Origin of the sequence: Nonlabens sp. YIK11, from assembly GCF_001413925.1 — a bacterium.
In the GTDB taxonomy this organism is placed as follows: Bacteria; Bacteroidota; Bacteroidia; order Flavobacteriales; family Flavobacteriaceae; genus Nonlabens.
Map to the genome: position 1 here is coordinate 392611 of NZ_LBMJ01000001.1, position 24686 is coordinate 417296.

Below are 24686 nucleotides of genomic sequence, written 5' to 3' on the forward strand. Positions count from 1 at the left end.
TGTTGTGTTTCAAACACTAATGGCAACCACAGTCACCATCGCCGCAATTATTGGAATTATAACGTGACGGGAATAATTTTTTTCTAAACAGCCATACCACGGCTGCAATCAATAGCAAAATAACGATACCGTACTGCAGATAGATTTGTAATTCGCTTTCGCGAAAGCGAACTAAAAACAAGAAATGTTGCAACAAGACGTTCATTACTGCAGGATTTGAAAGGCACCCAACGCCGCAAAATAGGCGATCAAGGTCATTGCCGTGAATTGAACAGCAGGCCATTTCCAGCCATTAGTTTCCCGTTTAACAATCGCCAGCGTACTCATGCACTGCATGGCAAAGGCATAGAATAACAGCAGGGAAATACCGCTGGCAAAAGTGAACAATGGACCACCTAGAATGGGGTTGGTCTCTGCCTGCATTCGGTTTTTAATGGTTTCTTCTTCGCTACTTTCCACACTGTAAATAGTCGCCAGTGTTCCCACAAAGACTTCACGCGCGGCAAAGGAACTCACTATCGCAATGCCAATTTTCCAGTCATAACCTAGCGGTCTTACGGCTGGCTCGATCGCTTTACCTATATAACCTATAAAACTGTGTTCCAGTTCGTGAGATGCAATTTTTTGATCCAGTTCAGTTTGAGATAAATTCTGACTTGCATATTGCTGGGTGACGATTTCTTCGGCATTTGTGAATTGCTCTCCAAAACCATAACTGGCAAGTACCCACAAAACAATGCTGATGGCCATGATGATCTTACCAGCACCTAAAACAAAACTTTTCGTTTTCTCGATAACAGTGATCAATACATTTTTGCCCATAGGTAATTTGTAGGCCGGCATTTCCATAACAAAGAAGGTCTTTCTCTTAATGGGAAGTACTTTATTCAATACCCAAGCTGAAAAAATAGCCGCACCAAATCCCAATAAATACAAAAGCATCAACGTCAAACCTTGTAGATTGAAAATCCACCACAAATCCTGATCTGGAATCACGAGCGCGATGATGATTAAATATACCGGTAATCTTGCGCTACAGGTTGTAAATGGCACCACCAGAATGGTGATCAATCGTTCTTTCCAGTCCTCGATATTACGGGTGGCCATAACGGCTGGTATGGCACAAGCAGTTCCTGAAACCAACGGTACAACGCTCTTACCACTCAATCCAAATTTTTTCATGATGTGGTCCATCAGGAACACCACACGACTCATATAACCGCTTTCTTCCAACAGCGAAATAAAGAAGAATAGAAAAGCAATTTGTGGAATAAAAATCACGATACCACCCAATCCTGGAATGATACCTTCGGCAATGAGGCTGGTTAGTGGTCCTGCAGGCAAACTTGATGCTGTAATGGCACTGAAGGATGCAAATAATTGATCGATCCAATCCATTGGGTAGGAAGACCAATCATAAATCGCTTGAAAAATAACCAGCAAGATCAAGAAGAAAATGAGGTAACCCCAAACCTTGTGCAATAGCACACGATCCAACTTACTGCGTAAATCCTTAGCATGCATTTGATCTACAGTAAGCACTTTTTTGAGCAACCCATTGATAAACTGATAACGTACTACGGTTTCTTTGTGCTGTAACCGTTTTAAATCTTCTTCTGATTTTATATTGAATGAACCTGATTTGAGTTGATCAAAGTCACGATTACGATCTACTTTTCCAAAATTCACATCTTGTGTAATCACCAGCCACAATTTGTAAACTAGCTGTTGCGGATAAGCTTTTCTTAGACGCTCAAAATATTCAGGATCTATAACGCTTGCATTGACACAAGGATCTGTTTTGAGCGTTTTATATTGTGTGATGGCATCTTTTAGGTCGTCGATACCTCGGTTCTTACGAGCACTTATCAATACCACTTTTGTATTGAGCTCAATTTCCATCTGTTCTATGTCCAAGGTAATGGCTTTGCGCTCCATGCGGTCTGCCATATTGATCACAAGAATGGTAGGAATCTCAAGATCCTTAATTTGGGTAAAGAGAAGAAGGTTGCGCTTAATGTTTTCAATGTCACTCACCACTACTGCAACATCAGGGAAGTCTCGCGAGTTCCTATTGAGTAATGTTTCCACAACCACACTTTCATCCAGTGATGATGTGTTCAAACTATAAGTTCCTGGAAGGTCAAGGATATGCGCTTTAAGTCCGCGATCCAGTTTACAGATACCTTCTTTTTTCTCAACCGTGATTCCAGGATAGTTTCCTACTTTCTGATTAAGTCCTGTTAACCTATTAAATAAGGAAGTTTTACCCGTATTTGGGTTACCTATAAGTGCAACGTTTATAGATCTAGACATAGGGATCAACATTTATCTTTGCCGCAGTTTCCCGTCGAATGGCTAGATGCGTACCGTTGATATTCAAATAAATCGGATCCTGAAAAGGTGCACTTTGCATCATCGTCACTAGATTGCCAGGCAGACAACCCATTTCCAGTAATTTTAAGGGAACGTCGGTCTCCTTAAAATTTTTAATGACCGCGATCTCGCCGCGCTTTAGATGTGCAATGGTCTTTTCCAAACCTTATTTAGAATTATTTTGAATAAGCAAAAGTACTACGCAATCAAGGAATAGGAAAATATTAACCGCTAAATCTTAAGGATTCAAAGTGTTAAACGTGGGCTTGCATTTCCAGCAACTCGTCTAGATAAACTCTGGTATTAGAAAGTCTTGGAATTTTATGCTGCCCACCTAATTTATTTTTGGACTTGAGCCAATTATAAAACAAGTCTGGTTGTGCAAAATGGATGGTAGGTTCCCGCAAGGTGGTGTTTAAGTAGCGCTTTGCGGCATAGTCGCTGTTGACCTCCTGCAAATGTTGATCCAGTAGCTCCTTAAAAGCCTCTTTATTTTCTGGAAGCTGGTCAAATTCTATAAGCCATTCATGGGCACCTTTCTCTTTGTCTTTCATAAAGATCGGCGCTACCGTGTAGTCTTTTATGACACAAGGAATTTTTTGAAGGGTTTTTTTGAGTGCTTGTTCTGCGTTTTCAATGATCAACTCTTCGCCAAAAACATTGATGTGATGCTTAGTTCTACCGGTCACTTTTATTCGGTATGGCGAGGTGCTGGTAAACCTCACAGTGTCACCTATTTTGTGACGCCACAACCCAGCGTTAGTGGTTATGATGATGGCATAATTCTCACCTATCTCGACTTGCTCCAATGGAATGGCTACCTCATCAGGTGTTCCATAGGTTTTCATGGGAATGAACTCATAGAAGATGCCGTAATCCAGCATGAGCAGTAATTCCTTACTATCGTTTTGATCCTGTATGGCAAAAAACCCTTCGCTAGCGTTATAAGTCTCATAGTACTTGATATCACTACTGGGTAGTAATTTCTTAAAAGGTTCCTGATAAGGCTCAAAGCTTACGCCACCATGAAAGAACACTTCCATATGCGGCCATACTTGTAGGATATGATCTTTTCCTGTGGTCTCCAATACTTTATTGAGCAGCACCATCATCCATGAAGGTACACCGGCAAGACTCGTGACATCTTCCTTAATCGTTTCTGCAACGATGGCTGGCATTTTGGTTTCCCAATCGGCCATTAAGGCGACCTCATTAGTAGGCGTAGAACTATAGTCTGCCCAAAACGGCATGTTGTCTATCAAAATGGAACTCAAATCTCCAGCTGATGTACCAGAGCTTTTATCCAAGGTCTTGCTGCCGCCTAATCGTAAACCACGACCCGTAAACAATCTGGATTCTGGATTGTTGTTAAGGTACATGCACAACAGGTCCTTAGCTGCTGCATAATGGCAGTCCTGTAATGACTGCTGGCTTACCGGTATGAATTTGCTGCGAGAGCTGGTTGTACCGCTGGACATCGCAAAAAATTTAATCTCTTCTGGCCAGAATATATTGTTGACGCCACGACGGGTACGTTCCAGATCTTCTTGTACATCGCTATAATTTGAAATAGGCACTTGATCCCTAAATCGTTCATAGCTGGTAATGGATTGAAAGCCGTATTTTTTCCCAACCTCGGTATTCTTAGCCTGCTGCACCAGCTCCAGCAATAAGTTGTTTTGCAGTTCTTGTGGGTGTTTCATAAACAACTCCATGTCGTGAATTCTCTTTTTCAAGAACCAGGAAACTACAGAATTGACTAAAGGTATGGCCACGCTCTACTGGGTTTAGGGTATTTTTGGGGCAATATAATTCAATTTCTTTCAACCTATACCCAAAATGATTGTAAGCGGCACCATTCGTAAAATGCAAACAGAACTTCAGGAAACCGTTCAATACTATATGGTTTTTAGAGATGAGTTTGTGCATGCCAACCAGTTACTCGACCATCATATCACGATCAAGCACGTGGCAAATGAGTGCCTCAATTGCGGGCTGGACAAGAAAATATGGCGTCAGGGATTTTGTTACGACTGTTTTTCCAGCATACCTCAAGCGGGTGATTGGATCATGAAACCAGAACTGAGCCGCGCCCATCTGGATGAGGAAGATCGCGATCTGGAATATGAAAAGAAAGTACAACTCAAGCCTCACATCGTTTATTTGGCAAACTCCAGCAACATCAAGGTAGGCGTCACTCGTCAGACCCAAATTCCTACTAGATGGATCGATCAAGGTGCCCACGAGGCCGTTGCGATTCTCGAGGCACCCAATCGTTACCTCGCCGGAATCACAGAGGTAGCTTTAAAAGAAAAAGTTGCCGACAAGACCAATTGGAGAAAAATGCTCACCAATGATATTGAAGATGTTGATTTGTTACGCTTTCGCGAAAGCGTGCTCGACCTCATCCCAGAAGAAGCCCGAGAGTTTGTTCTACCCGTAAAGGAAGAAACGCATATTCATTTTCCCGTGCTGCAATACCCCAAAAAAGTAACCAGCGTCAATCTTTCAAAAACACCTGAACATTCTGGAAAGTTGATAGGTATCAAAGGCCAATATTTCATTTTTGAAAATGGCAAAGTCATGAATATCCGCAGCCATGAAGGCTTTGTGGTGGATTTGAAGGTGGACTAAATGGCAAATTTATAGCCTTGTCTAAAGTTATAAGTCAAAATTATATCCAAGGCTTAACTGGATAACTGTATTAGTCGCTTGCAGATCAACATCCCTAAATGGATCCCGTTGTTCGAACTGGACATCAATCAACTCGTTGAATCCTTGATATAGGTTGAGCTCAATAAAAAAGTCTTTAATGTCGAAACCAACTCCTAAATTAAGACCGTAATCTACAGTCTTTAAATCTCCATAATCGCGGTCTCTTTTATCTGTGTCTATCAAGTAACCTATTTGCGGTCCAGCGAGAATATATGGCTGATTAAAGAACTTAAAATTCAATGGGGCATTGATGTAAGAGGTAGAATATTGAATACCTCTAACGTCGTCTTCACGATCACCTTGTTGAGAATAAACCAATTTAGGTGCGAATGATATTTTATCTGTAACAACAGTTTCATAATTCACCCCAGCGTGGAAAACGAAAGAATCACTAGTGGTTATACCTATGGTTTCTAAAATGCCATCTGATAATGATACGGCACTGGCACCTGCAAATATTCCAATTTTATCTTGGGAAAAAGATAGAAACGGTAATAGGGCAAGGAATACAGCTATTGTGAAGGGTCTCATGGGTTTTTCAATTGTATCCTGTTAGTAATACTCATATGTAATTGTTTCAGTGCCGTTGCTACTGGATACTGGATAATCGTCACTGTCATAAGTGTATGTAAAATTAATAGTGGAGATCGTTGAATTATCTGACAGATCTGTCAAGGTTTGTGAAATGACATTGTTCTGAAAAGAATAGAAATCATCGATCAAGACAATACGGGATGTCACGTTATTAAAAGGATTGTTCTGGTTATCATAGGTTAAGGATAGTTCTTCTTCTGCGCTAGAATTACCTGTGTAGTTGATGATCAAGGCGCTCACATTACCGTTGGAATCGTATTGAAATGTGGATTTCTCTGAAAAGTTCGTTTGGTTTACTGCAAAATACCGTATCTCACTGACCAATGCATTTGAAAATTCGTATTCATACTTTTCATCCAATGTGTTCTCGTTAAAGTAATCTTCTCGTCCTACTAATTGGCCATTATCATAAATGTATTGTTCAATGTTTCCATCGGGTATAGCATTTAAATCTTGAAATTCGGCTCTATCAATGTTGCCGTTCTCATAATAGAATTGTTTTATAAAGTCGTCGCCGGTTCCCTGACTTTGAATTTTGTCGATACTATTATTTTCATTGTAAAAAAAGTTCAAGGAAGACGAGCCATTACTGTCAGAAATCGTCAACTTCTTTAGCAATTTCTCTGATTGGACCGTAATCTCGCCGCCATCATCAGGTGTACAGGATGAAATGATGATACAGGTTATAAAAAGTATGCTTAAATGTAGGTTTCTCATAATAGATTATTCTGCTAAACTTTTCCAGTAAGGTTGCAAAATAACCACCAATGATTAGAAACTAACAAGAATGGCCTTGGAATATTAATTCCCAGTAGTATCCTTCTTTTTCTTCAGCAAACCGTTCAAAAGATTGCGGGCGGTTTCTTTAACTTGTTCCTTAGGTGCTGGTTTTGCAACAGAGTCTGTTGGTTTTTTAATAGCGGTAGTGTCTGTAGCTGCTGGTTTTTTACCGGTAAGCACATCTTTAATACCACCCAGTGGGTTTTTACCAGTGGTTAGGTCATCTATCGCTCCGCCTAGAGCATTCTCACCACGATCCTTAAGTTTCTGCTTTTGGATTTCTACGATTTGATTGGTTAAATTAGTAATCGCAGATTCCAAATTCACTTGAACATTAGGAGCCGCAAAAGACCCTGAAAAACGCACAGGAACAGGCACGGTAAGATTCTCAATTTCACTATCCTGAAGTTTTGAAAGCAGCGCAGCGCCATCTTTACCCAAATACTTGGCAGGTACCTTTAGATCCATGGTATAATCCATCTCGTTAGTCAAACTGTGTCTACCACTAGCCGTCACAACGATGTCCTTGACCTTAAAATCAAACGGACTTACCTGTACCGCACCATCTTGAAATCTTAATTTGGTTTTAAGGTCAGTTAGATCGATGTCTTTGAGGCTTATAAAACTTAATTTTTCATCCAGTTTATCCAGTAATGGTGCAGATCCAGGTAAAATCTCTTTGGTAAGTAATTCGGCTAGGGCATCACCACTTATGGAGGTTAATATAGGTGACAGGTCATCTGTCAAGTTTCCTTTAATATCAATATTGGTATTGATTTTACCTTGTAAGGCTTGAATGATAGGAACGTAGGTCTGGAACATCTCAAAACCTTGAAAGGACTGCGCAATATCCAGACTGACCATGTTCAAATTCATGTTGAATTGCGGTGTCGCTCCTTTTGTACTCACAGATCCTGCTACCGTGATCGCACCACCAAAAATATCCGTACTGGTATTGTTCAATGTCAAGGTTTCATCACGCACCATTGCGATTCCTTTTACATTTTTAAGAGTCAATCCATCGTATAGCACTTGGCCTAAATTGAAGTCCAGTTGCGCATCAAGAAAAGCAGGAATCTTCACTGCCTCGCTAGTGGTTGCTGTAGAAGTTTGATTAGCACTGGCGACTTCAGTAGTTTCTTCCATAAAGTCAGAAACGTCAAAACTATTGGACCTCAAGTTGAAGTTTCCTTTCAAACCTTGATCTTGTAGCAAGAAGCCTATCAAATTATTGATGGTACCACTAGCTTTAATGTCTGTGTTACCAGTGATGGCATCAAAAGCATTAAGCTTTATGGTAGATGTATTCAAATCTATATCTGCCCTATTGATCAAAAATGGATTTTTAAACGCAGTACCTATGTATTTGAATTCAGTTAATGATGCGGTTCCTTTAGTTCTTACTCGTTCGTAGCGTTCCTTTTCAATGCTTTCCATATCAAATTGAGCTGCCATATCCAGCGCTAGCCTACCATCCAGATCTATGTCCTCTGGCAATGGAAAGGATTGTGAAAGGTTGCCTAAATCCAGATTTCCCTGAGCATTGAGATCCACATTCATGTTTGAAGTAAGTGCCGTGATCATGGCGTTACCCTGCATGCGATCCTTACCTATGTTGAAAGAAGTATTGGCAATATTCAGATAAGTATCATCTACTTTACCTGTCGTGTTCATGAGTTGGGCATCAATATAGATATTGGTCACTTTTTGTGGTAAATCTGGATATTTGAAAGACGCATTATCAGATTTAACTCTTATATCCAATAATGGGATCAACTCATCTGTCACTTGGCCCTTTATGGAACCGTCCACGGTAAAGTCACCTGTGGTGGTAATACCATCTAGATTAGATCTGTAGGTTTCTGGAATGATGGCAAAGAAGTTCTTAAAATCAGATGACGGTGCGTTAAAAGTGAGGTCCACAATGGTGGATTCTTCTTCCAGATCAATGAAACCCTGTAGTTCCAGTTCCAGATCATTGACCAGTGCCTTGTTATCCTTGAGCGTATATTTTTGATTGTCCAGATCCATCAGGATATCTGCATCCAGTTGCACGCGTTGTCCTGATAAATATTCAACATCATCCAGACTGTAGATTACCAGTGCTGACGTTTGTGTATCCAGCGTACTGCTCGCCAGTGAAAAATCACCATTACCGCTGTGTTGCAGGTCAGTTAGGACCAATACGTTTTTAGTGCTGATATCTTCATAGGAGAGTTCAGAATTTGTTATCTCGTAATGTTTAAGGTCAAAAGTGAAGCCTGAAGAGGTGTCTTGAGGTTGTTGGGAGTCCGCTTTCGCGGAAGCGATATCCCAATTAGCCACTTCTTCTTCATTGACTTTTAAACGTGAAACAGCATTATTGACAATAAGCTCATTGATACGAATGGGCTCGTCTGCCTTATTGAACACGTCAAAAAGTGGCAGGTCCAGGTAGGTTTGCTGGGCATAGAACAAAGTGTCGCCAGCAAAAGGCTCTTTGTTGATGATGGACAAATCCTCAATGTTGAGGCGCGCGTCTGGAAAGGCTTTGATAAAGCTTAAATCCACCTCGCCGAATTCAATCTGCGCATCCAGTGATGCATTGAGCTTATCCTTGACGGCCTGCGCGATTTGATCCTGAAATAAAAATGGAGCGGCAACGATGGCCAGAACCAGTACTAGAATCACGATTCCCAGAATCTTAAAAAACTTTTTCATATCACTTATAATGTATTAATCAATTTGAATTTCTTGAGCCTGTTCCAGACGAAACAGTCTTCTAAATATATAGACACCGGCATATAGCAATGGTGTGTCAAACAAGGCCACGAGCACTTTAAAAAAGAAACCAGCGCCCAATAATGGCCAGAACTTATCCCAGGACAATATACCTGCATAACACAGCAATAACAGTACCGACATGGTATCTACAAACTGTGAGAAGAACGTGCTCAAATTATTACGCAGCCACAGCATCTTTCCCTTAGTAACCCTTTTCCAGAAATGGTAGATCTGTATGTCCACAAACTGGGCAAACAAATAAGCCATCATGCTGGAAATTACGGCCAGCGTGGTAGCGCCAAAAACCTTTGTAAACACATCGTCCTGTATGGCACTTTCTGGAATCGCCGGTGCAATATCTGCCACATAAATAATTCCCAAACTAAACACCGATGCAAAGATTCCTGCCAGAACCAGATCGTTTGCCTTGCGCCTGCCATAGATCTCACTCACGAGGTCAGTGATCAAAAAAGTAATGGGATACGGCAGCAAACCTACCGACAGTTCAAACCTGAACCACCCAAAGGGATTCCAATAAAAGAACTTCTGGAAGATCAAATTTGATACTACCAGCGAGCAAATAAACAAGGCGGCGAGCACCAGATAAATACGGTGAGCCAGTCGTAAATCCTTGCCTATGAGCTGTTTCATAATGCTGCAAAAGTACCAAAGCAGTTCGCTAATATTCCTTAATTTGCTGCAAAAGTAATTGCCATCACGCTACATCATAACCATAAGATTTTCATAGCATTAGGAAGTAATCTAGGCGATAGGTTTGAGAACCTATGCGACGCCGTGGACCTTATTGAGCAGCAATTGGGACTCATTATCAAAGTGGCGCCGGTTTATGAAGTTCCTGCCATGGGTTTTGACGGCAATGATTTTTTGAACAGCTGCATACTAGTTCATGCGATTAAAACACCTGTGGAAGCCCTAGAAATCTTGCAGGGCATCGAGAAGTCCATGGGACGACTGCCCAAAACTGGTGAGAGCTATGAAAACCGAGTCATTGACCTGGACATACTTCTTTATGACGATGTGATCATGGACGATCCACAGCTCACGATACCGCATCCACATATGCTGGATCGGGATTTTGTCATGAAGCCTTTAAGCGCCATCGCCAGTGATGTAGAGCATCCTGTTCTCAAAAAAACGATAGGTTCACTGGCATTTTCAAAAGAACTAGAACATGTGGTTGGGGAAAGTGGAATATCGCTTTCGCGAAAGCAGATTGTCGACAATCTTATTTCCAATAGTAAAAGTAGCCTAGACAACGATCAACTCGCCTTGAACAGATTTCCCATTGATCAGCTCAACTTTATTGCGATTGAGGGAAATATAGGATCTGGAAAAACCAGCCTGGCCCATAAGATCAGTGAGGATTTTAAAGGTAAATGCGTACTGGAACGTTTTGCGGACAACCCGTTTTTACCGCTTTTCTATGAAGATAAAGAGCGCTACAGCTTTCCGCTAGAGATGTCCTTTCTAGCAGATCGCTACCAACAGCTTAGTGATGATGTGGCACAGCATGAGTTGTTCTCCAACTTTACCGTGGCAGATTATTATGTGATCAAGTCATTGATTTTTAGCAAAATCACCTTGCAGTCAGAAGAGTACGCGCTTTACAAACGTCTATTCAATATGATGTATAAGGAGTTGGTCAAGCCAGATCTTTACGTATACCTCTATCAAACCGAGGAGCGATTACTGGAAAACATCAAGAAACGCGGTCGCGACTATGAACAAAATATTGAAGCCAGTTATCTAGCGCAGATACAGCAAGGATATTCTGATTTTATAAGGTCACAGAAGGACTTAAAGATAAAAGTCATTGACGTGACAAATCTGGATTTTGTGAATAATCAACAGGATTATCTCGAAGTACTGCGGCAAATCTCTGAAGCTATTAATTCTCAAGCTAAATGAAAATTTATTGCTTCATACTCGTATTAGTATTACTCTCCTGCAAAACAAACCATTCAATGGAAATTGCAGATTTAGATAGAACTGCGTATGCCATTAAAATAGATTCACTGAGAGAAAAGGGGTTACTTCAAAAAAGTTCTTTTGGTGCTAAATCAAAATGTGGCGGCGCGGTAGATGGTTATTACTTCAACGGTGAGCTAGTTTATATAGAAGCTACAAATGGTGGTGAATTATCTTTTCAAAGAAGAATTATATATCTCAATGAAAAGAGTATTACTGATATTATCTATCAACCTTATGTGACATACGATAATCGTACAAGCAATAAAACTCCTGATTTTTCCATCTTAGACACAACTTATCAAATCCAATTCAGACCTGAAACTGTTTTTAACAAATATTATTCTGGTGAGGTTCTATCAAAAAATGTTGATTCTGCTTTATTATCTAAATTGATAAGTTGTGGCGGGATCATGCTGTCAGAATTGCAAAAAAAATGAAGAATAAGAGCTCTTAGACAGTTGTAAATTGAGCTAGTGAAATAAACTAGAAGGCCTCTAAAACCTAAGACCTCAACTTACTAATCTTATTAAAGATATCATAGATCACGATCCCAGCACAAACCGAAATATTTAAACTGTGCTTGGTGCCAAATTGATCCAGTTCAATCACTTCCTTACAGGCATCTACCACGTCTTGTTGCACGCCTTTAACTTCATTGCCCAACACGATGGCGACTTTATCACCTATGGATGGTGAAAAATTATAGAGGTTTTGAGAGCGTTCTGCCTGCTCGATAGCGCATGTGGTATAACCGGCATCATTGAGTGCATTGATGACATCCATGGTATTTTCTACATATTCCCAAGCGACACTTTCGGTTGCGCCCAATGCGGTCTTGCGTATCTCTCGATGCGGTGGCTGCGCGGTAATGCCGCACAAATATATTTTCTCTACACGATAGGCATCTGCACTGCGGAAAACGCTTCCCACGTTGTTCAAACTGCGAACATTGTCAAGAACGATGATGAGTGGTGTTTTTTCGCTTTCGCGAAAGCGGTCTGGAGACAGCCTATCCAGCTCGTCATTGAGAAGTTTTCTGGTTTCGGACAAAACGGTAAGGCTTATAGATTCACCGCAGGGCAATTACAGCTCCAGCGATCCTTGGTACATAAGAAGTCAATTCCCAACGTGATCTGGTGAAAACCACCACTCGCAAACTGAACCTCGCCAAATTGCTGGCTGTAAGTATAGCCTACGGTAAAGCTGTCAAATTTAGCTCCTATGAAGGGTGACAGTAAGGAAAGGTTTTGTTGTTGGATATCGGCTCCATTCTGGAATTCGGCTCCTTCAAAACTTTGACGGTAGGAAAGTCCCATGTAAAGGGTTGTGTCCTCATTCAAATCGTAGAAAGCTTTTGCATTAAGGTCTACAAATTGTTCCTTGGTACGATCTGTACGCTGGTACAATACAGATGGTTCAAACTGCCAGTCAGATTTTCTGGGAGCGATCAAATAGCCGGCATTTACAATGTAGCGCAGCTGGTTGGTACTCTCAAAACCTTCTGAGTATATCTCACGATTTTGAAAAATGGGATTTTTCAACGTGGCATGAACAAAGAAATCCTTGTAAAGATAAGACATTCCAAAATCAATATTGAAATAGGAGTCACTAACGAGAACGCCAGTAATAATGGGGTCAAAGTTCGTACGGTCAAAGCTGGTCTCATCCAGGCGGCTTTGCACCAATCCTACATTTGCGCCAAAAGACAATCTGTTCAAATCCTCATAACCACCACCTACTTGCAAGTGATAGGCATAGGATAAGTAGGCACCTGTCTGTGAGTGATACCCGTTTTTGTCATTAAATACAATCGCACCTATACCACTATTTTGACCTATCGCGGTATTAAAACTCAAGGTTTGCAAGTTAGGAGCATCCTCTTGATCAAACCATTGCTGTCTTGCCGTGGCTCTTACTTTACCGCAATTTGCCGCACCCGCCATGGATGGATGTAATAGGTACAGATTGTCCATCAAGTAATCCTGATACACCGGTATTCCTTCTTGAGCAGTGCTAAAATTAACAAGGCAGACAAATGAGAGGAAAAAGAAAAAATGCTTCATCAAGTAAATTCTACAGAAATAACGCAAGGCGGTGCTATTTGTTTTATGACAACAAATACAATTTGCTTGTTATTATCCATTGCCTCAAATATATCATATAATAGCAACAATCAGGCAAGGCATCTGGTCTAGGTTGACGATTGTATTTGACCATTGAACCATAAAAGAATGCATTTACAAATAAAGCCGATTGATCTATGATCGCTCTATCTTTGCAAACATAATAATTAAGCTATGAGCACACACACCATAAAAGTCGTTTCCACTACAAATGATGCTATCATTAAGTTTGAAAGCAACCAGTTTTTAGTGAAGAACCACAGTTATGAGTTTAAAAATATTGATGAGGCAAAGCCATCACCACTAGCACAACAGCTTTTCTACTTGCCGTTTGTGAAAACGGTTTATATCGCCCAAAACTTTATCGCTATTGAACGCTATGACATTGTTGAATGGAGCGATGTACAGGATGAGGTGGCACAACAAATCGAACAATACCTCAACAGCGACAAGCCTCTACTACCAGAAGAAGGTGAAGTCAAGAAGGTTCCAGTAACTGTTTATGCAGAAGCTACTCCTAATCCGTCCGTGATGAAGTATGTCGCTAATAAGAAGCTGACGGTCACCAGTCAGGAGTTTAAAACAATTGAGGATACTGAGTCTGGTTCGCTTTCGCGAAAGCTGTACACCTTTCCTTTTGTAAAAGAAATCTTTGTGGATGAGAACTACATATCTGTCACAAAGCACGATATTGTTGAGTGGCCAGAAATCACCAATGAAATCAGGTCATTTATAAAAGAGTTCATTGAAAACGGCCAAGAAATAGGGGTTTCCAAATACAGCGCGGGCACTTCCAAAGAGAAAGGCGAGGAAATGAGCTTGCCTAAGTTTGAGAATTTGAGTGAGGTCTCAAAAAAGATCGTAGAAATACTAGATGAATACATACGACCAGCCGTAGCCAGCGATGGTGGTAACATAGCCTTTGAAAGCTATGATGAAAACTCCCAAGAGGTAAACGTGATACTTCAAGGAGCTTGTAGCGGCTGTCCCAGTTCAACCATGACCTTAAAAAATGGAATCGAAACGATGTTGAAAGAAATGATTCCAGGTAAAATCAATAGAGTTGTGGCGACAAACGGGTAATTATTTGGTCTCAACCAATTATGCGTATCACTGAGTAATGATCTCAAGTTATACATAATAAGGTTTTTGAATAAAAAAGTAAATTCAAAATTTACCTCAAAACAATTAATTTGATTTAAACTCCTTCAAGTAAAAGGGTTCAAAATAAGCGATGTCTTCTGCGACATCGCTTTTTTTATAGGCTACCATGGCAAGATCACACATAGTTAAGGCAGTAGGTAAAGCATCAACATAAGTATTCTTATTATCCTTATTGAGTTCTTTAAACTTCAAGGCTCCAGAACCTATGACAGTAACGTTACTTCTATTTAAAGTTTGCTGGAATGTGGTTGGTTCCAAGATGGTAGCTGTTGTTTCCTTGATCTTTTTATTGTTTTGAAAAACACTGGTATAAACCTCCATGCGACGAGCGTCTAACATCGGGATCACATAATTAGATGGTTTAGGAACTTGCAAGGCAAGTGACTCCAATGTATCGATGGCGATTAATGGTATGTCTAATGCAAAGCATAAGCCTTTAGCACTTGCTACTCCTATTCGCAAACCCGTGTAAGAACCAGGACCTTTACTTACAGCTATGGCATCAAGGTCTGTGGTTGATAACGCATTCCTTTTGAGTATCTCGTCAATAAAAACGTGAAGTCGTTCTCCATGGCTGTAAGAGTCGCTTTGATCTTCACTAAGATCCAAGCAGTTCATCACGCCTAAATTATTTTCAAAACCACCTTGATCGGTTGCTAATGCAACAGAGCAATTGGTAGAAGAGGTTTCCAAGCAAAGAATCAAAGGCATACCAAATGATTATTCAATGTCAGCTGGTTTTTTATCTGGCGTAGACTTGGCATTTACTTTGGTTCCGCTTTTGAGAACATCTGTAACCGTTCTATAAGGACCTGTGATCACCGTTTCACCAGGCTCCAAACCAGAAGTGATGACAATGTTTTTATCATCTTGAATGCCTGTTTTGACCACTTTCAATTTTGCCTTACCATTTTCCTCAACAAAGACACATTCAAACTTTTCAGTGTTCGATGTGACTTCTGGTTTTTTGTAGGAGCTTGTGGTGTCATTTTTTACTACAATCGCGCTTATAGGCACGGCAATAGCATCTTTGCGTTCTTTTGTAATGATATCTACAGTAGCAGTCATTCCAGGTTTGAACGGACTATAGTTGTCTGGTTTTCCTTCGGTGAGATCTTTATAGGATTCAGAAAGGATTCTAATTTTAACTTTAAAGTTCGTCACTTGATCTGCGGTAAGTGTTCCAGTAGCCGTATTAGCTATCTCAGTTACTTGACCCTCAAATTCCTTTTTAAGGTACGCGTCAACTTCCACAATGGCTTTGTCGCCTACATTGATCTTTACAATGTCATTTTCATTGACATCTACCTCAACTTCCATCTGCGAAAGATCTGCTACCCGCAACAATTCTGTACCAGCCATTTGCTGGGTTCCCACTACTCTTTCACCCAATTCAACGGCAAGGAGAGAGACGGTACCTGTCATAGGTGCATAAATACTGGTACGTCCCAAGTTATCTGCAGCTTCATTTACTGTTGCTGCCGCACTTTGAACACTAAAGTAGGCCGACCGTTCTGCTGCCTGAGCACGATCGTAATTAGCCAGCGCAGTATCGTAATCTGATTGCGATATGACTCCTTTCTTAAACAATTTTGAGCTGCGCTCAAAATTGGCTTTAGCTTCTGTAAGACTGGCCTGAGCTTGTGCATAGTTGGATCTGGAATTGGAAAGACCTGCTCTGGATCTGTTAACACTAGACTCCAACAAATCAGGGTTGATCATAACTAGCAACTGACCTTTTTCTACAGCCTCGCCTTCCTTTACATTTAGCTGAATGATTTCTCCAGGAACTTCAGGTGATATACTCACCTCAATTTCTGGTTTGATTTTACCAGTAGCGCTAACGGTTTCAGTAACGTCCATTTTCTCAACGATCATGGTCTCCACCTTAGTACCTTCATCTGAAGATCCTATGACACCTAAAACCTTAAGCGCACCAAACCCGATTACCAGTACTCCAACAATAATTAATGCTATTAGTAATTTTCTATTCATCTTCTATAGTTTTAAATCTGTTGGTTCAATACCAAAGAACAATTCAAGCACTTTAAGTCTGAATAAGTAATTGAATTTGGCTTGATTCAGATTGATTTTTGAATTGTCATATCTCAACTTACTCTGGCTGAAATCAAAAGCATTGGTCAACCCAACATCGTATCGTTCTGTCGCATAGTTGTAAGCCAGTTCTTGAGATTCTACTGCCTTTTTTGCTGCTTCATAGGACTCGCGTGCACCTTTCACATCTACATAGGCTTGATAAACGTTACTCTCAAGATCCAGCTTTGCTTGCTCTAATTGATATTCAGTTCTTTTAAGGTTTACTTGGTTGCGCTGCACGTTGCTACGAACACTGAAACCATTGAATATGGGAATGCTTAATTGGAATCCATAAGCGATACCATCGTTTTGATACAACTGGTCAATAAATGGATCAGCACCACGTAAGGTGGCTATGGTGTTGGGAAATTCACCAACCACGGCTTGTCCAGTTTCTTGAACCACACCTATCTGTTCTATAGAAACAGGATTGTCTGGATCTACGGTTTGCGTAAAAGATGTTGCGTCCGTGTATCTTGTATCGTAGCCAAAAAATGCACTTAAACTAGGATAATAAGCACCTTTAGCGATTTGTAAGGACTTTTCTGCCAGCTCTACTTCCTTCTCGGCGATTTTAACTTCAGAGCGATTACTTTCTGCTCCAGCGATAATTTCGCTTACAGGTTTACTGGCAATGCTTTCATCAATAATTTCATAATCCTCGTCCGCAATGTCAAAAGTCTCGTAGTCCTTTATAAGAAGTAATTGCGCCAGGCTTATCTTACTAATGGTCACGGCATTTTGGGCATTGATAATTTGCTGCTGCTCTGATGCGTTGGTCGCTTGGATCTCAAGAAGGTCACCTTTAGGCAATTGTCCAGCATCCACTAATTCTTGTGTGCGCTCGATTTGATCTAGGGTAACTTGATTTTGAGATTGAAGTACTTCTAGGTTTGCCTTGTTCGTAAGAATTTCCAAATAACTATTTGCCACAAATAAGGATATATCATCCTTCATTTTGTCCAGCCTGTACAGGCTAGCGATCTGAGCGATTTTAGCTTGTTGTAGCTGTCTCACATTTCTCAAACCATCAAATAGCGTATAACCTATGTTGATTCTACCAGTCACCGATAGGAACGTGGTGGTTTGAGCATTGTTTGTTACCGGGTTAAAACTAAGACCCGTGTTTTCTGAAACACCACCAGATGCATTTGCTGTAGGCAAAAAGTTTCCAAAGGCGTTTAGTCTATCGGCATCTGCAGATTCTATGTCCAGCTGGCTTTGCTTGATGGATATGTTGTTTTCCAGTGCGTATTGCACACACTCGCTCAAGGTCCATTGCTTATTGTTAGTAGAGGCTGTTGGGGTTTGCGCTTTCGCGAAAGCGAAACAACCAAAAACTGCCATGCAAATAATTAAGTTCTTCATAATCTGGTAATGTCTATAGGTAGTTCTTAATTGGTATTTGTTACAAGATTTTTCTAACCGCCGTAATTAGTTGCTGTTGCCGCTGGTTTCAAGGCGTTCCAGACTTTGATACGATCGTTGCTGGTAATACCACTTTTGATTTCTACATAAATACCGTTACTCAATCCCAACTCTATATCTCTCTTTTCAAATTCCTGATCTCCAACGGCTACTTCTACAAATGGCTTTTTGGTAGTTGGGTCGTATTGTACCAAAGCTTCTTTGATCGCGAGAACATCTTCTGCCTTATCCAGAATGATGCTAGCATTTGCGCTTAAGCCTGCACGTACAAAGGAATTATCTTCGCTTTGCTTTAATGTTCCTTTTATGGCAAATTGTATGGCGCCGTTTTCTGCAACACCTTTAGGAGCGATGTAATCCAGTACGGCATCAAATTTTTTATTGTCATAGGCACCAACGGTAATTTCCAGTGGTAATCCTTCTTTGATTTTACCTACTTCAGACTCGTCAACTTTTCCTTCAAAGATCATTTTATTAACGTCTGCAATAAGTGCAATCGCTGTACCTTCATTGAAGTTGTTTGCTTCTATGACCTGGTTACCAACTTTAACTGGTACGTCTAGGACCATTCCAGATACTGTGGCTCTCACATTGGTATTGGCATATTCTCCTAATCCTGCGGTGGTACCCGTACGTATGATGTCATAGTTTTGGCTAGCGCCAGTCAAAGCTACCTTTTCCTGATCATAGCGTTGTCTAGCATTGTTGTAGTTGTTTTGGGCAATGTCAAAATCGTTTGCAGAAATCACTCCTTTATTAAAAAGTTCCTTTTGTCTGTTATAGATCGCGGTCTGATTGTCAAATGCCAGTTTTGCTGTTTCCACAGCATTTCTTTGAGAGGCAATGCTGTTTTTAGCACTGGTCAAAGAACTTACATTAGGTACCACTTTAATATCTGCAATAAGGTCTCCAGCCTCGACATATTCACCAGCTTCTACGTGGATCGTCTCAATAACTCCAGAAATGTTGGGTTTAATGTTGACTTCTTCCTTAGGAACAATGCTTCCTGTGGCAACCGTCTCTTTTACAATCGTTCTTTGTTCTGGCATTTCTGTAGCATATTCTACAGGATCTTCCAGGTCTTTAACGACGATGTACCATATTCCAGCGATGACTGAGAGCACGATAACGGACAGTAGTATGATGGTTCCTTTACGTTTCATTTCTAGTTGAGTTTATTCTTTTTGTTTATTTATTCTGTTCTTAATGCGTCCACTGGCTTCATTTGTGTCGCTCTAGATGCTGGTATGAATCCAGCTAGCAAACCAGCGATTACCAAAATGGCCAAGGCGATGAAAATGACATTGATATTTACGGTTGGGTTGGCAAAATTCTCCACAGGACCATTCTGATCCAGGATGAAATTCATGATCCAAATGACTCCAGCAGAAAAAGCAATTCCTGCAAAACCAGCAGCTAAGGTTAGAACAACACTTTCCTGCAGGATCTGTGCCTTGATATCCCAAGGTGTTGCTCCCAACGCTCGACGTACACCTATTTCATTAGTTCTTTCCTTAACGACAATCAACATAATATTGCTGATTCCTATTCCTCCTGAAATCAAGATTAATCCGCCAACGAAAAAGCCAACAAACGATAGAATATTGAACAGGCCGTTGACTTTGGCAAACTGCTCAGCGATATCATAGTTTCCTAGGGCACGCTCATCGTTAGGATGCACACTGCGCTGTTCTTTGATGGTAGCCAGTATTTGTGGTTTGAGCTCTGTAATATTATAGTCATCATAAGCGGTAATCGCCATGAATCCAACATTGTCTCCAGAATTAAAGGATTTTGCGAATGTGGTAAATGGTAGATAAATGGTATTAGCCTCTTCTTCAGAGTCTCCTGAACTGTTAGGGTTTTGAAACACGCCTACCACTTTAAAATTGACACCATTGATGGAGATGTACGTATCTATAGGATCTACACCTACATCGTATAAAGTCTTTACTACATCTACACCTATCACTGCAGACTTTAAATTATTATCGATATCTGAGTAACTAATGAATCTACCCTTAATGATATCCATAGGTTGCTGATTGATAAATTCTGGGTAGTCACCGCTGATCTCAAAAGCTCCAGTTTTCTCATTACGAGTAACATTATTAGAACCACGATATCCACCTAATCTAAATCTAGGAGAGACGTATTTAAGTTCTGGAAATTTGCGTTTGAGCACATCTACATCGCCTACTTTCAAATCAAAACGACGTCCTTTCTCAAAACCTTTATAGGGCATGGAAGTTCTTTGAGCCCACATGAACATGGAGTTGGTGGCAAAATCACCGAAATCTTTACTAACACCCGTCTTAAGACCATTAGTCATGGCCAGCAATAACACCAAAATGAGAATACCCCAAAATACACCAAATGCCGTCAAAAAGGTCCTGAACCTATTTGCGTTGAGCGCTTCTAATATTTCATTCCATCGGTCCTTGCTAAACATATTATTCGTCTCTTAAAGCTTCAATTGGTTTGATGTTTGCCGCTCTGCGGGCTGGAATGTATCCTGCGATCGCTCCAGCTATGATCAAAATGATCACCGTAGTAAGCGAGGTCTTGAGGTCTGCTTTAGGATACTTAAGAAAATCGGTTTCTACTAAAGGACCAATAGCTTCCATGGCAAGAACACCGGCAAACAATCCAATGAATCCTGCGATAGCCGTGATAAAAATGGCTTCTTGAAGAATCATTCCTGTGATCGCAGAAGGCAGTGCTCCCAAAGCCTTGCGTATCCCTATTTCCTTGGTTCGTTCTTTTACAATAATCAGCATGATGTTACTAACGCCTACAATACCAGCGATGATGGTTCCAATTCCTATGAACCAGAACACGGCTCTAATGGTATCGATAAGTCCGTAGATTTTTTGTGCCTGCTCTAGAGTATTGTCCACACGTACTGCAGAGCGGTCGTCTGGTGCGACGGAGAATCTACTTCTTAAATCCTGATCAATGGACTGTGACATTGCCATACTTAAATCCACAGCCTCATCAAAATTATCACTCATTTTTACCGTATAGGCAATACTGCGTATGTTATCTCCAGCATTAAATACTTGCTGTGCAGTGGTCAAAGGAATAAACAATCTAGACTCTTCTCGATTGCCGCCTGGATCTGTATAAACACCTACCACTCTAAAGTTGATGTTGTTATTCAGTAAAATGGTTTTGTTGATGGGATCTTCATCTTTGAACAAATCCAGTTTCATCTGGTTACCGATGACGGCAACCTTTTTCTTTTCTTCAAGATCCGTTTGATTGAGAAAACGACCGACGACCATGGATTGGTTTTCTATGAATTGCTGGTCGGCATTGGCACCTTCAATACGATAATTGCCTTGCTGCTGCTTGTAATTTACCTGGCCACCCCAAGTGGAGTAGGTTCCCGTTTTATATTCGATCTGGTCTTCATACCGCTGGCTTAAATTATCATAATCGCCGTTACGCAACTGCAGATTCCTACCTGGATTGAGACCGTTATAACTTTTAGTTGTGGTTCCCGTACGTATGGATATTCTATTGGTGGCATCGCTCTCAAATTCTGACTTCACACCATTCTCAATGCCATTGGAGAATCCCATGAGAATGACTAGAATAAAGATTCCCAAAAACACAGAAAACGCCGTGAGAAACGTGCGTAGTTTGTTCTTGCGTATGGTTTCAAAAATTTCTTGCCAGCTTTCTATACTAAACATGAGCCAAGGCTTTTACTTGATCCACCATAGTGTCGTCAATGATGCGACCGTCTTTAAGGTTCACGATGCGCTTTGTCATTTGTGCAATATCAGGCTCGTGGGTAACGACTAGAATCGTGCGACCTTCTTCATTGATTCCTTGGATCAAATCCATGACTTCATAAGAGGTTTTGGTATCAAGGGCACCCGTAGGTTCATCTGCCAGTAGTACTTTGGGGTCACTCGCCAGTGCTCGGGCGATGGCAACACGTTGCTTTTGTCCACCAGAAAGTTGGTTGGGAAGATGGTCTGCCCATTCTGCAAGGCCTACTTTTTCCAGATAATGCATGGCCTTTTCTTCTCGTTCTTTACGAGAGATCTTTTGGTAATACAGCGGCAAAGCAACGTTATCGATTGCATTTTTGTAGCCAATCAAATTAAAAGATTGGAATATGAAGCCCAAGAATTTGTTGCGGTAACGCGCTGCGATCTTTTCATTAAGGTTTTTAATGGGTGTCCCGTCCAGAGTGTAGCTGCCTTCATCTGCCTCATCCAGCATTCCCAGAATATTCAACAGTGTTGACTTACCAGATCCTGAAGATCCCATGATGGAGACCAACTCACCTTCTTTAACGCTAAAATTGATTCCCTTGAGTACGTGTAGCGAGTTACTACCTGTTTTGTAGGACTTATGGAGGTCTTTGATTTCAATCATGGGCAAATATTTCAGCGCACAAAAGTGCACCTATATAGACTCCAATAAAATCCAATAGTTACATAATGCTTGTTAAATATGCGTTAATTCACCTTTTTGCGTGTGGTACTGCGATAGATCATGTAAATAATTCCGCCTACCAGTAGGTATGGGAAAATCATGAGATAGGTGATTCCATTGTTTAATCCTTCAGCTTCGGCAGTGCTACCGCCACTTTCAATAACGGCACGGCACATGGCACATTGCGCTTTCGCGAAAGCGGAAAAAAGAAGAACTACAATAAGAGTAACGAGCTTTTTCAAGGTATTTAATAATAAGGTTGCATGAACACGTAAACCAAAACACCGGTGATGGCAATGTATAGCCAAATAGGAAAGGTCCAACGTGCTATTTTCTTGTGTCGTTCAAATCGCTTATTCCATGCAAAATACATGGTATATAATACGAGTGGCAAGATGATACCAGATAGCACAATGTGCGTGATCAAGATAAACAGATACACCATGCGCAACGGTGCATCTTCTGGATAGGCAACAGGTTCATTGCTTATTTTTGAGATGACATAGCTCACGAGAAAAATCGCGCTCAATACAAATGCTGTTGTCATTACAGCACGGTGCGCCTTGCGATTGCCTGATTTGATTAGGGTCAAACCTGTGATAAGCAATAAAGCAGTACTACCATTTAAAATGGCGTGGAACAATGGAAAAAGTCCAGATTCTACTCCTAGAAAGTTGTAACGCTCTGGCATGAACATGAGCACTACCACGACTAGCGGTACGATAATTGAAATTGCGATAATGATCGCTGGGCCACGTTTTTCTAACATGATTATTTATTCAAAAGGGTTTCTGCGTCTTCTGTAATCTCCTTGATCATGGCAGGAAAGCCATTTTCTTCAATGCCACTATATACTTTGATCCAATTCCCAAAGGCATCCTTACGGGATCTTATATAACCTTCCTGATCTACAAGTGCAAAGTTACCGCTGTGCTCAAAACGTATGGCTGGATCGTCGCTTTCCCCAACAAAGGAGCTGAATCCTTCTCGCGCAAGCTGATAGGTCGCTGCTTTATCTCCTGTCAAAAAATGCCAGATGGAATCATTAGCATTGTAGCGCGCGGCGTACTCTTTCAAAACTGCTGGAGTATCGTTTTCTGGATCTATACTTATAGAAACTGATCTATAATCATCGTATTTGGCGAGTTTCTCTGTAACGATCGATAGATTGCGACTCATAGGAGTGCATATAGTAGGACAAGTAGTGAAGAAAAAATCTACGATATATACTTTACCTAAAAGAGTTTCATTAGTGATGGTGTCGCCATTTTGATTGACAAATTCAAAGTCTGGAACCTTATTGAACTTGTATAAAAATTTGTCTGCCACTGGATCACGGTCCTCGCTGCGGTTGCTGTCCACGACTTTATCCTTCTGGACGTAATCTATAATATTGGTAACAGCAAAATAACCGAAGATCAAAATAATGATCCCAAGTCCTATATAATAAGGCGTGTTGTTTTCTTTACTCATCGTCCTTTATTTGATCGTCGCGGTTTTTCTTGAAGGCAAATCTATATTCTGCCAGCAGCACTCGCATATCATCGATCATTGTTTTTTGTAATGCTGCGATGCTTTCTGTGTTATATCCGTAAAGTGCTGGATCTTCGTCATCTGCCTCGCGACCGCGCAATGCGCCATTTTTATCAAAGATAAAGGCGTAGTTGGATGAAAGATCTTCGTTAAGATCGAGTCCTGAATCTAAGGATGCATAAAAGTCCTTGATTTGTTGGTCCGTTGCCGTTACAAAATGCCAGTCTTCAATGTCTGTAGTGCCACGCATCTGGGAACGCATCTCTTCAATATCTGCAACACCAGCTTGTGGTATGATAGAAATCATTTGAAAGGTGTCAAACTCGTGAAACTCCTTATAGATCTTCTCATTAATATTCGAAACGTATCCCAACCTCGTATAAGGATTACTTCCTAATAACGTGATGACACTAACACTATCTTGAAGCTGGACTCTATCACCTTGTAAGGTTCTAAAACTCTCTAATGAACCAACGGATTCATTCATTACGGGAAGTGTATCAAAATGATGCTTTCCTCCCAAAAAGAATAAGTAGGCTACCAATGGTAGCGCAAACAATACCACCAAGACAAAATACTTGGCAAACGGATTCGTTTTCTTGATATCGTAAGTGTCCTTTTTTGCTGACATGTTGTGGTATAAAAAAGGACGGAAAAACCGTCCTT

The 24686-nt window shown here is 40.8% G+C and carries 25 protein-coding genes; 4 read left to right on the forward strand and 21 right to left on the reverse strand.

Annotation, left to right across the window (positions count from 1 at the left end; translation table 11 throughout):
* Nucleotides 1-16: 16 nt before the first annotated feature.
* From AAU57_RS01710 to AAU57_RS01725, 4 genes are all read right to left on the reverse strand, one after another.
* The gene (locus AAU57_RS01710) at nt 17-205 is read right to left on the reverse strand and encodes a hypothetical protein (protein ID WP_055411275.1); all 189 of its coding nucleotides are present in this window, start codon (nt 203-205) and stop codon (nt 17-19) included.
* Nucleotides 205-2316: a ferrous iron transport protein B gene (gene feoB / locus AAU57_RS01715; protein WP_055411276.1), complete on the reverse strand. Its 2112-nt coding sequence runs from the start codon at nt 2314-2316 to the stop codon at nt 205-207. The genes AAU57_RS01710 and feoB overlap by 1 nt, the downstream gene beginning before the upstream one ends.
* A complete protein-coding gene (locus AAU57_RS01720; RefSeq protein ID WP_055411277.1) occupies nt 2309-2539 on the reverse strand; it encodes a ferrous iron transport protein A in 231 nt (76 codons plus the stop codon). The genes feoB and AAU57_RS01720 overlap by 8 nt, the downstream gene beginning before the upstream one ends.
* Before the next feature lie 91 nt (nt 2540-2630).
* Nucleotides 2631-4151 carry a GH3 auxin-responsive promoter family protein gene (locus tag AAU57_RS01725; RefSeq protein WP_055411278.1) on the reverse strand — a complete coding sequence of 507 codons (1521 nt, stop codon included), beginning with the start codon at nt 4149-4151 and terminating at the stop codon, nt 2631-2633.
* 64 nt (nt 4152-4215) lie between these two features.
* Between AAU57_RS01725 and AAU57_RS01730 the strand changes: the two genes are divergently transcribed.
* On the forward strand, nt 4216-5010 hold the full coding sequence (locus AAU57_RS01730) for a DUF2797 domain-containing protein (protein ID WP_055411279.1): 795 nt from the start codon (nt 4216-4218) through the stop codon (nt 5008-5010).
* A gap of 27 nt (nt 5011-5037) precedes the next feature.
* Here AAU57_RS01730 and AAU57_RS01735 read toward each other — a convergent pair whose 3' ends face one another.
* The 4 genes from AAU57_RS01735 to AAU57_RS01750 all read right to left on the reverse strand — a co-directional run bounded on the left by AAU57_RS01735 (nt 5038) and on the right by AAU57_RS01750 (nt 9879).
* Complete coding sequence (locus tag AAU57_RS01735; protein WP_055411280.1) at nt 5038-5622, reverse strand: outer membrane beta-barrel protein; 585 nt, start codon at nt 5620-5622, stop codon at nt 5038-5040.
* A gap of 21 nt (nt 5623-5643) precedes the next feature.
* On the reverse strand, nt 5644-6402 hold the full coding sequence (locus tag AAU57_RS01740; RefSeq protein ID WP_055411281.1) for a hypothetical protein: 759 nt from the start codon (nt 6400-6402) through the stop codon (nt 5644-5646).
* 84 nt (nt 6403-6486) lie between these two features.
* Nucleotides 6487-9165 (reverse strand): AsmA-like C-terminal region-containing protein, encoded by a 2679-nt coding sequence (locus AAU57_RS01745; RefSeq protein ID WP_055411282.1) that lies wholly within the window; start codon nt 9163-9165, stop codon nt 6487-6489.
* Nucleotides 9166-9180: 15 nt separating this feature from the next.
* On the reverse strand, nt 9181-9879 hold the full coding sequence (locus tag AAU57_RS01750) for a queuosine precursor transporter (RefSeq protein WP_055411283.1): 699 nt from the start codon (nt 9877-9879) through the stop codon (nt 9181-9183).
* A gap of 93 nt (nt 9880-9972) precedes the next feature.
* Here AAU57_RS01750 and folK point away from each other — a divergent pair, with 93 nt between their 5' ends.
* Nucleotides 9973-11157, forward strand: a complete 1185-nt coding sequence (folK, locus tag AAU57_RS01755) for a 2-amino-4-hydroxy-6-hydroxymethyldihydropteridine diphosphokinase (RefSeq protein ID WP_316931661.1) — start codon at nt 9973-9975, stop codon at nt 11155-11157.
* Between the two features lie 56 nt (nt 11158-11213).
* Nucleotides 11214-11657 (forward strand): hypothetical protein, encoded by a 444-nt coding sequence (locus AAU57_RS01760; RefSeq protein WP_055411285.1) that lies wholly within the window; start codon nt 11214-11216, stop codon nt 11655-11657.
* A 64-nt stretch (nt 11658-11721) separates the two neighbouring features.
* On the opposite strand, the gene AAU57_RS01765 is transcribed toward AAU57_RS01760, so the two are convergent.
* A complete protein-coding gene (locus AAU57_RS01765; RefSeq protein WP_055411286.1) occupies nt 11722-12270 on the reverse strand; it encodes an RNA methyltransferase in 549 nt (182 codons plus the stop codon).
* Nucleotides 12271-12281: 11 nt separating this feature from the next.
* A complete protein-coding gene (locus tag AAU57_RS01770) occupies nt 12282-13283 on the reverse strand; it encodes a type IX secretion system membrane protein PorP/SprF (protein WP_055411287.1) in 1002 nt (333 codons plus the stop codon).
* Nucleotides 13284-13517: 234 nt separating this feature from the next.
* Here AAU57_RS01770 and AAU57_RS01775 point away from each other — a divergent pair, with 234 nt between their 5' ends.
* Nucleotides 13518-14426, forward strand: a complete 909-nt coding sequence (locus AAU57_RS01775; protein WP_055411288.1) for a NifU family protein — start codon at nt 13518-13520, stop codon at nt 14424-14426.
* A gap of 105 nt (nt 14427-14531) precedes the next feature.
* Here AAU57_RS01775 and tsaB read toward each other — a convergent pair whose 3' ends face one another.
* From tsaB to AAU57_RS01830, 11 genes are all read right to left on the reverse strand, one after another.
* Nucleotides 14532-15218 (reverse strand): tRNA (adenosine(37)-N6)-threonylcarbamoyltransferase complex dimerization subunit type 1 TsaB, encoded by a 687-nt coding sequence (gene tsaB, locus AAU57_RS01780; RefSeq protein WP_055411289.1) that lies wholly within the window; start codon nt 15216-15218, stop codon nt 14532-14534.
* A 9-nt stretch (nt 15219-15227) separates the two neighbouring features.
* Nucleotides 15228-16502: an efflux RND transporter periplasmic adaptor subunit gene (locus tag AAU57_RS01785; RefSeq protein ID WP_055411290.1), complete on the reverse strand. Its 1275-nt coding sequence runs from the start codon at nt 16500-16502 to the stop codon at nt 15228-15230.
* Nucleotides 16503-16505: 3 nt separating this feature from the next.
* A complete protein-coding gene (locus AAU57_RS01790) occupies nt 16506-17972 on the reverse strand; it encodes a TolC family protein (protein WP_055411291.1) in 1467 nt (488 codons plus the stop codon).
* Between the two features lie 53 nt (nt 17973-18025).
* Nucleotides 18026-19195, reverse strand: a complete 1170-nt coding sequence (locus AAU57_RS01795; RefSeq protein ID WP_055411292.1) for an efflux RND transporter periplasmic adaptor subunit — start codon at nt 19193-19195, stop codon at nt 18026-18028.
* 29 nt (nt 19196-19224) lie between these two features.
* Nucleotides 19225-20484 carry an ABC transporter permease gene (locus AAU57_RS01800; RefSeq protein ID WP_055411293.1) on the reverse strand — a complete coding sequence of 420 codons (1260 nt, stop codon included), beginning with the start codon at nt 20482-20484 and terminating at the stop codon, nt 19225-19227.
* 1 nt (nt 20485) lies between these two features.
* A complete protein-coding gene (locus AAU57_RS01805) occupies nt 20486-21733 on the reverse strand; it encodes an ABC transporter permease (protein WP_055411294.1) in 1248 nt (415 codons plus the stop codon).
* Complete coding sequence (locus tag AAU57_RS01810; RefSeq protein WP_055411295.1) at nt 21726-22427, reverse strand: ABC transporter ATP-binding protein; 702 nt, start codon at nt 22425-22427, stop codon at nt 21726-21728. The genes AAU57_RS01805 and AAU57_RS01810 overlap by 8 nt, the downstream gene beginning before the upstream one ends.
* An 83-nt stretch (nt 22428-22510) precedes the next feature.
* Nucleotides 22511-22729, reverse strand: coding sequence for a hypothetical protein (locus AAU57_RS01815; protein WP_055411296.1), 219 nt, complete (start codon nt 22727-22729; stop codon nt 22511-22513).
* A 5-nt stretch (nt 22730-22734) separates the two neighbouring features.
* Complete coding sequence (locus AAU57_RS01820; protein ID WP_055411297.1) at nt 22735-23256, reverse strand: DUF420 domain-containing protein; 522 nt, start codon at nt 23254-23256, stop codon at nt 22735-22737.
* Between the two features lie 2 nt (nt 23257-23258).
* Entirely contained in the window at nt 23259-23960 is a 702-nt protein-coding gene (locus AAU57_RS01825; protein ID WP_055411298.1) for an SCO family protein, read from the reverse strand.
* Nucleotides 23953-24651: a hypothetical protein gene (locus AAU57_RS01830; RefSeq protein WP_055411299.1), complete on the reverse strand. Its 699-nt coding sequence runs from the start codon at nt 24649-24651 to the stop codon at nt 23953-23955. The genes AAU57_RS01825 and AAU57_RS01830 overlap by 8 nt, the downstream gene beginning before the upstream one ends.
* Nucleotides 24652-24686: the final 35 nt, after the last annotated feature.